This is a genomic window from Dapis brunnea BLCC-M229 (assembly GCF_050015995.1).
Taxonomy (GTDB): Bacteria; Cyanobacteriota; Cyanobacteriia; order Cyanobacteriales; family Microcoleaceae; genus Trichodesmium.
Window position 1 is genome coordinate 56,490 of the sequence record NZ_JBNHEP010000270.1, and the last position, 8,259, is coordinate 64,748.

Annotated in this window: 6 protein-coding genes; 3 read left to right on the forward strand and 3 right to left on the reverse strand. The window is 36.9% G+C overall.

Annotated elements, in window-relative coordinates; all coding sequences use genetic code 11:
* Nucleotides 1-226: 226 nt before the first annotated feature.
* Nucleotides 227-1,264 carry a methyltransferase gene (locus tag ACP6PM_RS31200; RefSeq protein WP_426590751.1) on the forward strand — a complete coding sequence of 346 codons (1,038 nt, stop codon included), beginning with the start codon at nucleotides 227-229 and terminating at the stop codon, nucleotides 1,262-1,264.
* 548 nt (nucleotides 1,265-1,812) lie between these two features.
* On the opposite strand, the gene ACP6PM_RS31205 is transcribed toward ACP6PM_RS31200, so the two are convergent.
* The 3 genes from ACP6PM_RS31205 to leuB all read right to left on the reverse strand — a co-directional run bounded on the left by ACP6PM_RS31205 (nucleotide 1,813) and on the right by leuB (nucleotide 6,235).
* Nucleotides 1,813-2,688, reverse strand: a complete 876-nt coding sequence (locus tag ACP6PM_RS31205; RefSeq protein ID WP_426590752.1) for a fructosamine kinase family protein — start codon at nucleotides 2,686-2,688, stop codon at nucleotides 1,813-1,815.
* Nucleotides 2,689-3,152: 464 nt separating this feature from the next.
* Entirely contained in the window at nucleotides 3,153-3,893 is a 741-nt protein-coding gene (locus tag ACP6PM_RS31210) for a calcium-binding protein (protein ID WP_426590753.1), read from the reverse strand.
* Nucleotides 3,894-5,152: 1,259 nt separating this feature from the next.
* On the reverse strand, nucleotides 5,153-6,235 hold the full coding sequence (gene leuB, locus ACP6PM_RS31215; RefSeq protein WP_426590754.1) for a 3-isopropylmalate dehydrogenase: 1,083 nt from the start codon (nucleotides 6,233-6,235) through the stop codon (nucleotides 5,153-5,155).
* 827 nt (nucleotides 6,236-7,062) lie between these two features.
* Between leuB and ACP6PM_RS31220 the strand changes: the two genes are divergently transcribed.
* Both ACP6PM_RS31220 and ACP6PM_RS31225 read left to right on the forward strand, forming a co-directional pair.
* Entirely contained in the window at nucleotides 7,063-7,455 is a 393-nt protein-coding gene (locus ACP6PM_RS31220; protein ID WP_426590755.1) for a hypothetical protein, read from the forward strand.
* Nucleotides 7,456-7,570: 115 nt separating this feature from the next.
* Entirely contained in the window at nucleotides 7,571-7,948 is a 378-nt protein-coding gene (locus ACP6PM_RS31225) for an SH3 domain-containing protein (protein WP_426590756.1), read from the forward strand.
* Nucleotides 7,949-8,259 lie beyond the last annotated feature (311 nt).

Sequence of the window (8,259 nt, forward strand, 5' to 3'; positions counted from 1 at the left end):
TTAACAGCTATCAGCTTCTGAGACATATCTACATTTATCGCCACGCAATTGTACAATTGTATAGGTTGACAACTTAAATTCGTCGTTCTTATGCTTCAATTCTCTGGTTGAAAATATAGTAGAAATTAAACGAATACTTGCTTCATTTATTAAAAAGCTGAGAGCTAAGAGCTGACCGCTAATAGCTGAATACTTACAGTAACAGTAAAAAAATTGGAGATGAACTATGTTAGGAACAGCATCAGAATCTAAGAAGAAAATTTACCGAATTATCTACGGTTACTGGCAAAGTCAATGCGTTTATACTGCTACAAATTTAGGTATCCCAAATTTACTACATTATGGACCACAAACTGTTGAAATAATAGCAGAAAAAACTGGAACAAAAGCAGAAAAACTTTATGTTGTGCTGCGTGCTTTAGCTCATTTAGGCATATTTGTAGAAAAGCCAGGGCGTGTTTTTGCTGCTACAGAATTATCAGAACTTTTAATTACAGATGATTCCCCATCCATAGGTCATTTTTTAATGCACATTACAGAACCTGATATGTGGGATGGTTGGCGAGAATTAGAAAGTAGTTTAAAGACTGGAGAAGTACCTTTTGAATTAGCTAAAGGAAAGGATTTTTACAGTTCTTTTATGACAGAAAATCCACGAAGTAAATATCTGTTCAATAATGCTATGAGTTTCCTAACTGCTGAAGCTGTCGATCCATTGTTTGAAGTTTATGATTTTAGTCGTTTTCAAACAGTAATGGATGTAGGAGGAAATCAAGGAACATTAATTGCTAATATTGTTAAAAGGTTTGGCTGTAAAGGAATTTTATTTGACTTACCCCATGAGGTAGAAACTGCTCCTAATAATATCTCTAAATATGGAGTTCTTGACTCAGTAAAAATTGTAGGTGGTAGTGCTTTAGAATCTTTACCAAAAGGTGCTGATGCAATTACAATGAAGTATTTTCTATCAGTATTTAGTCGCGAAGATTCAATTAAGGTACTGACTAACTGTCGAGAAGCTCTCCCTAAAGATGGTAGAGTAATACTTTTACAAACTTTAGTTCCCTCTTTGGGAGCGCCTGTAGAATATCCCGATGGCACAATACCTGGTTTGGCAGCAGTGCAAATGATGATTACCAACCCAGGGGGATATTGGCGCACAGAAGAGGAATATAAAGATTTGTTTGCAGCTAGCGGTTTTCAACTCGAACAAGTGGTTTATACTGGTACCAGTCTGACAGTTATGGAGTTTAGTCCCTGTTGAAGTAGTACTCAGCACTCAGCTATCAGCTATCAGCTATCAGCTGATCAAGGTCTCTATAAATTTTTGAGAAATGGTATAGCTGAAGTCAGAAGTCAACCCCAAGGGGGGAAGTAAAGGCGAATGGCCATTCGCCCCTATATTCGCAGCACGGACTAAATTTGAGAGACCCGAGAATGTCTGCGCTAGTAATGGTGACTGCTATATATAGGGGTTTTCACAAAGGTAGAATACAGACAAAATATAAGTATGTTTGAAGTTTAATAATTACAGACCTAATAGCTGTATTCTATGTTAATGAAAACCGCTATAATATCAAATCCGGTTAAACAGTCATAGATTGGTTAAGTCAAAAGGAGTCAGGAGCCATAATTCAGTAGGAGAGAGAATTACAAACACTTAGTAGTTATGATGATTGGAGAATTTTTTTATGTTCAACCAGATTTGATCTACAGCAGTTTTCCTGCACGGTAGACCACAGTAGGGACGTTCCATGGAACGTCCCTACAAGGTTTTGATTATTACCAGAAAATACTGATAACTGATAACTGTTAACTGATAACTGATAATAGTTGCTGAATCATTCTTTCTGCTTGAGAAGCATAACCACCACCAAATAGATTAAAATGATTCAAAATATGATACAGATTATAAAGAATTTTCCGCTGCTTGTAGCCATCGTCTAAAGGCCAAGTTTCATTGTAACCACGATAAAAAGCATTGGGAAAACCACCAAATAATTCTGTCATGGCAATATCAACTTCCCGATCGCCCCAATAAGTCGCCGGGTCAAAGATCGCGGGTTCTCCATCCGCTGTAACTGAAGCATTTCCTCCCCATAAGTCACCGTGAACTAAAGAGGGTTGGGGTTGATGACCTGCTAATATTTCTGGAATAATTTTCAGCAAGCGATCGCCCTGACTAAAACTGCCACCGCGACGCTTTGCTAATTTGAGTTGATAACCAATGCGATGTTGTACCCAAAATTCTGCCCAGTCTGCTACCCAAGTATTAATCTGGGGTGTGGAACCAATAGTATTGTTAATATCCCAACCAAATTCGCTTTTTCCTTGGTAGCGATGTAAAGCAGCTAAGTTACGCCCCATCTCTTCCCAAGATTTATCGTTACCGCGACCGCCTAAGTCTAGCCATTCCAATACTATATAACAATTATTTCCCTCTGTTCCATAGCATAAAGGTTTAGGAACTCGAATAGTTTGAGTTTCCCACATTTGCTTTAACCCCAACGCTTCTGCTCGAAACATTTCCACTAGAGAAGCTTGATTAATTTTGACAAAATAGCTACGAGTGCCATTCGTTATTTTATAACCACTGTTGATGCAACCTCCACCGACGGAACTATGGTTAGTGACTTCAAATTTTTCCTCTGTTACTTGGGTGATATGTTCGGCAATTTTTTTCCACATATATATTAAATAATCATTTCAACCAACATTTAATCATGTCAGAAATTGAAGGTTTTAGGGCAAGCGATCGCCAATTAATAAGCGGCGTTGCTGAGTGGTAATGATTTTTAGATTAAGTACCAACGCAAAACATAAGTTTTTCAATTTTACCTTCAGCTACTTACCATTACATTTCAGCAACACCTAATAAGCAGTATAGAATCTTGACCAAAAAATAGGGTTTCAAGCCTCCCCTTTTAAGGGGATGAAAAAAGTAAACTTCAGTATTTCAAGCCTCCCTATTCCATGGAGGTACTGATAACTGATAACTGATAACTGAAATGACATACTCCCGACGTTGCGCATGGCACGACAACGCGGGATTATTCAGTCTGGGAAACCCTGACCGCAGTTTTGACAGAAGTGATACCCTCCTCCTGTGTTCAAAATAGACGGTTCTGTATTGCGATACCGAGATCCTGAAGTTACGTAATTGTTGTAATTGCACGACCTACATTAATTTGCAAATTATCTAAAGATTGTTGACTTTGAATTATCCCAATTAGTTGCTCAGAACCATTACCCATAAAGCCATCAGCATCAAAGAAAATTCCTAAACCAGAAACGCCATTGGGTAAATCTACTGTATCTAGGCTATACTCTATGGCTCCCTTGAGTTGAATTATATCTTGACCTACTTCAAAGTCAGTAATTAAACCGTAGCTTGGAGGTGGTTCAGTGGGAGGTGGGGCAATAATGAATCGCACCTGGCTATCATCGTAATAAATGTTAGAGACGTCTCCAAGAACAAATGTATCTTGACCAGCACCACCAGTCAGTGTATCTCTTTCCAGTTGACCTGGTTGTTCCTCTAAAGCATTTACACCTATAAGAATGTCATCACCGTGACCACCGTTAAGTGTATCTTTACCAAAACCACCGATGATGGAATCTTCGCCTGTACCCCCATCTAAATTATCATTACCTGCGTCACCATTTAGGGTGTCATTACCGCCAAGACCAAATACAAAATCATCACCAGTACCACCATTAAGGCTATCATCATCCCTACCACCTAGAAGGAAATCATCATCACTTCCACCGTCTATGGTATCTCGACCACCCCTACCAATTAGTATATCTCTACCCTCAAAGCCATTGATTTCGTCGCCAAAACGAGTGCCTAAGAGAAAATTGTTACCTTTGTCGCCGTTGATAATTGCCATATTAATTATTTCCTTGCAAAAACTATGGATACTTTATAACTGTAGTTTAGACTACTATCATAGTGATAATCTAAAAAATCAAGCAATAGCAAATCAGCATCTTTAAGCTAATCTTTATATAGATAATTTATATAAATCTATTAGTTTTTCAAATAATTCTAAATTATAGATAAAGCAATAAAAAATTTCATAATCATACTAACTAATACTAATTAAATAAAACAATGCTACAAAAATGTGGTGATTGGGAACAGAATTTTATATAAATATTCACAAAATTAGTATTTAGGTTGTCAATGGTTACAAATTGATTTACAAAATAATGTTGATTTTTGTGAAGTGTTAAATAGAGTTGTTGGGAAATAAAAATTGAACAATGCTCAAAAGGTTACTCTATAAGGTTTTCAGGATTTTAGGACTGAAAAAAGGCTATAAACTTTGATTGATAAGGGTTTTAGCCATTTTTTTAGCTTAATTCCCAACAACTCTAATATGTAAAAACCTTATAAAAACGGAAATACGTTGGACTCATCACTACAACTTATAGTAGTTTTCTAGAGACAGGAAGGTGTGAAATCTTCATAAAACTTGACCACTGCTCTAAAAATAGGCCGATATTAATGCTGGGGATGGTAATTTGGTAGTCCTGCATGGTAATGGTGAGGATATATATTTTTTAATTTCTCCGAGACTCCCCATCCCCCCATCTCCCCATCTCCCCATCTCCCCATCTCCCCATCTCCCTACACTCCCGATGCTTCCTTTACGATTACTATGCACCACCAACGGTAATTTTAACCCACAAAAATTTAGATGTCCACCCTGTGATGTTAGAATAGCAATAACTTTTGACTAAAGCAGAGAATAAACCTGTAGAGAAAAAAAGCAGTGATATTCCCAGAAGCTTGAAAATTAACATCACTATGAGCAACCTCGATGACCTGAAGATAAAGTCGGGGCAAATTCTTCAAGCTAGAGAAGTTTTAAGTGTTAGAGTTGAGAACAGGCGATACTGCTGACGCAACGCTCGGCATTTTCCTTTCCTGCGGAATGCTACGCAAACGGAATGCTGCGCAAACATGTGGCGCAGCGAAACGCTACTAGAGAAGAAAAAAAACTCCTTGAACTCTCTATCCAAGAAGTAATATCAGGCAAAGTTAGCGATCGCTCAATTTAGGAAGCAAGAATTTAGAAAAGCATCAATTAATACTGAATTAGCAACTATCGCAGAAAAGCTAGATAACTTAGCAGAAGTAACTCTACACACTCAAAACTTTCAACAAAACCTCTGCCATCTCTTTACATCCCACCTGTTTCATTCCTTCGGACATAATATCTCCAGTACGATAACCCTGCTCCAATACTTCCAAAACTCCTTTTTCAATTTTGTCTGCTGCCACAGGTTGCTCTAGAGCATAACGTAACATCATTGCCACACTCAAAACTTGTGCCAGAGGATTAGCCTTATCCTGACCTGCAATATCCGGGGCAGAACCGTGAACAGGTTCAAACACTCCTGGTCCAGAAGCACCTAAACTGGCAGAAGGTAACATTCCAATACTTCCTGTCAACATGGCAGCAGCATCAGAGAGAATATCCCCAAATAAATTTCCTGTGACAATGGTATCAAATTGTCTGGGCCAACGAACAAGCTGCATAGCAGCATTATCTACATATAAATGAGATAACTCCACATCTGGATATTCTGGAGCAAGTAGGGTAACGCGATCGCGCCACAACTGAGACACTTCTAAAACATTTGCCTTATCAACCGAACACAACTTACCCCCTCGTTTCTGGGCAGTCTCAAACCCCACCTTAGCAATACGGTCAACCTCTGACTCAGAATAGGCCATTGTATTGACACCTCGTTTTTCTCCAGTCTCTGTTTCAAAAACGCCCTTGGGTGTGCCAAAGTAGACCCCACCAGTTAATTCTCTGACCACCATAATATCCACATCTTCGACTATTTCTCGTTTCAGAGTCGAAGCATCTATTAATTGGGGCAAAATTTTGGCAGGCCGTAAATTGGCAAATAATCCTAATCCGGCCCTTAGTCCTAATAGTCCGGTTTCTGGCCGTTGATGGCGGGGTAAATTATCCCACTTATAACCACCGATGGCTGCTAATAGTACCGCATCGCTATTACGACACATTTCTAGAGTTTGGCTAGGTAGAGGTTCCCCAGTAGCATCAATGGCCACTCCACCAATAGGAGCTTCTTGAAATTCAAAGTTGAGGTTAAATTGGCCCCCAACTACTTTCAAGACATCTACCGCCACTGCCATAATTTCAGGGCCAATGCCGTCACCGGGAAGTAGAGTAATGCGGTAGTTCATCATGTTCTATATTTTTAATTTTGTATGGGTTAGTTTATGATTGAGCTAAATATTAACTATATAGCAATCAGGAATCAGATGTGAGAATGGAAGTGTTTCTTAAAAGAATAGAGTATAACAGTTATCTTATTAATATATATACATTTTTTCCTTCTTCTCTGTTCCCTGTTCCCTGTTCCCTATTCCCTAAAAATATCCAATATCTCACAACTCAAATCATATTGCTATATATAGCAATTTTCATCAGAGATTAAGATACAAAATTTTAGCTTTTAGAAAACGCCGGATTTGAGAACTGGGAACATAGAAGAAGAAAAATAAGTCTTCTTATTATAGAAATTACAATTTCAGTGATTAATTTTTATTAAGTAATCTCAATTCTAATAGTTTAGCTTCGATCTATAGGAACTAAATTTCAACACTGTTTGTGTAGTCCTGTTCCAGGATTTTCCCACAACTATTAAATCTGTTATTCCCTAAAAATAAATATTATTCTACTCAGAGATTGTTTGTAAAGGAAATATAAAAAGGAGATAGGGAACAGGGAACAGGGAACAGGGAACAGGGAACAGGGAATAGGGAATAGGGAATAGGGAATAAGGAGGAAGAAATCAAGACAAATATTTGTCGCTTAAAAATCTAGGAATATATGTACTGAATACTTCTCTACCTACCAAATTTCAATCTCTTGAAGTATTACCGCTTTTAGATTTTAGTCACTCGCATGTTCTCTTAATACTTATTTTACAAACAGTCTCTCAGAGTAGCAACAAAAATTGATTGATGAACAGTATAATTTCAATTATCTAGTTAAATTAAATTTATTAACAATGAAGAAATCATTATTATTTCTGAATAAATTAATTACAACTCTGGCTCTATCTACGATATTAGTTAGCTGGCTTGGTTTTAATCACATAACTCAAGCTAAAACTGAAGAAAAGTCTGCTGCTTGTGTTGTAGTTGATTTTGATAACAGATTGAGAGTTTCAGGACCTTGTAAGGTTAAATTAACAACAAGTAATTCTGGTGTTGAGTTTGATATTAATTGGGATGGTTCTACTAGAAGTCAGTTTTCTATGAGTAAATTTCCTCCTGATGATAGAACTTATAGAGTAGAAATGAGCAATGGAGGCAGAGCTACTATTCAAGTTCAGAAAGAAGGTAAAGTATTTATTTTCAGAACCGATAGGGGGTTTAGAGGTCACATAATATTTCCTTAGCATAGGAATTACACAAAACAAATTGATTAAGTATCAGCAAAATTTATCCTGAATTTAGCTTTTACATGATGTTATTATTGATGACGTAACTTTAACTATAGCTGTGTGAATAAAAATGAATATAAGGCTAAAATATGTAACTATTATTCCCCTGATTTTACTCTCTATCTTGGGTGTAAAAATTTTATCTATTCGTACATCTCATGCATCATATCAGTCACAAATATTAAACCAAATTTCACCTCACCAAACTGATAAATTTTTATTAGCTGCTATTGATAATTGTGAAGTATCAATGCCAGCTTCTGAAACTAATGAACGTCTAGTTTTGAATGTCCGAGAAGTACCAAATGGTGATATTGTTGATACAGTTGATGATGGAGAAACAGTCAAATTAGAAACAGCAGGTGATATTGAAGGTTTGTATTGGGTGAAGATTGTTGACCCTGTTGTAGGATATGTTTGGACGGAATATCTGACAAATTGTAAATAATTTTTTTGGTTATAAATACGTTAATCAATATTAGACTCAGCTAGAGAAATAAAATTTGTTTTTAAGCTGAATTATTTTTATTTATTGCTGAAATTGTGACATTAACCAACTTGACTACTAAAAGTTGATTCTTTACTACTAAAAGTTGATTCACGTGTCGCCTAAGTTGCAATGTTTAATTACAGAAGTTTTGGAGTTCATGAGGTACAAAGTTTTGCGAGTTTAGGTATGGATGGAATAGGGAAGACAGATTAGTATTAGGTAGTGCTCAATATGTAATGATAGAAGAGTAAAAGTTACTGTTGTCCATC

What these genes read in the sequence shown, in the direction of transcription:
- ACP6PM_RS31220 (WP_426590755.1), top strand. Translation starts at nt 7,063, where the DNA reads ATGAAGAAATCATTATTATTTCTGAATAAATTAATTACAACTCTGGCT.
- ACP6PM_RS31225 (WP_426590756.1), top strand. Translation starts at nt 7,571, where the DNA reads ATGAATATAAGGCTAAAATATGTAACTATTATTCCCCTGATTTTACTC.
- leuB (WP_426590754.1), bottom strand. Translation starts at nt 6,235, where the DNA reads ATGATGAACTACCGCATTACTCTACTTCCCGGTGACGGCATTGGCCCT.
- ACP6PM_RS31210 (WP_426590753.1), bottom strand. Translation starts at nt 3,893, where the DNA reads ATGGCAATTATCAACGGCGACAAAGGTAACAATTTTCTCTTAGGCACT.
- ACP6PM_RS31205 (WP_426590752.1), bottom strand. Translation starts at nt 2,688, where the DNA reads ATGTGGAAAAAAATTGCCGAACATATCACCCAAGTAACAGAGGAAAAA.
- ACP6PM_RS31200 (WP_426590751.1), top strand. Translation starts at nt 227, where the DNA reads ATGTTAGGAACAGCATCAGAATCTAAGAAGAAAATTTACCGAATTATC.